1 protein-coding gene is annotated in these 913 nt (G+C 75.9%); it reads left to right on the top strand.

All coding sequences use genetic code 11. From position 1 onward, the window contains the following. Positions 1 to 913, top strand: a 913-nt coding sequence (locus tag A6302_RS20520; protein ID WP_169833651.1) for a S8 family serine peptidase, incomplete at both ends; no start/stop codon positions are given.

The raw sequence follows: 913 nt of genomic DNA, 5'->3' as shown, positions 1-913 counted from the left end.
TGGCCGAGCGCGGCTACACGGTGGTCGAGCGCGCCGACAGCCCGCTGGCCGGCGGCACCTATGTGCGCATGCGCCTGCCGGCCGGCGTCTCGCTGGAGGCCGCCCGTGCCGCCGTCACCGTGTTCGCGCCGACCGCCACCGTCGACCGCAACCATTATTACCGGCCCGGCTGGGCCACCTGCGACGGCCCGGAATGCGCCGCACCCCGCTCCGTCGCCTTTCCCGCCCGGGCCATGTCCGCCTGCGCGGCCGACATCCGCATCGGCATCGTCGACACCGGCGTCAACGCCAGCCACGAGGCGCTGGAGGGCGCCCGCCTCGAGGTGATCCCCCTGCGCGGCGCGGACGACACGCCCTCCTCGCGCAAGCACGGCACCGCCGTTGCCGCCCTGCTGGTCGGCGATCCGGCCAGCCGCACCCCGGGGCTCATCCCCGCAGCCGACCTGATCGCCGTCGATCCGTTCACAAAGGCCGGCGGCGAGGACCGGATGGAGGTGTTCGACTTCGTGCGCGCCCTCGACCTTCTGGCCAGCCGCGAGGTGGAGATCATCAACCTCAGCCTGTCGGGACCGGGCAACGCCGTGCTCGCGCAGGCGATCGCCGCGCTCGCCGCCCGCGACGTCGTTCTCGTCGCCGCCGCCGGCAACGGCGGCCCGGCCGCCCCGCCGGCCTATCCCGCCGCCTATCCGGAGGTGGTCACCGTGACGGCCGTGGACCGGGGCCTCAGGCCCTACCGCCGCGCCGCGCGCGGCGAACACGTGGATCTGGCGGCGCCCGGCGTCGAGGTCTGGGCCGCCGCCTCGATCTCCGGCGCGCGGCCGCAGACCGGCACCTCCTTTGCCGCCCCCTTCGTGACGGCGGCCGCCGCGCTCCTGCGCAGCGCCGAGCCGGATCTCGACGCCGCCGCCGTGCA

The sequence above is a fragment of the Methylobrevis pamukkalensis genome (assembly GCF_001720135.1).
Lineage (GTDB): Bacteria > Pseudomonadota > Alphaproteobacteria > Rhizobiales > Pleomorphomonadaceae > Methylobrevis > Methylobrevis pamukkalensis.
The sequence above is the reverse complement of the archived record's forward strand: the minus strand, read 5'-3'. Positions and strand labels throughout refer to the sequence as shown.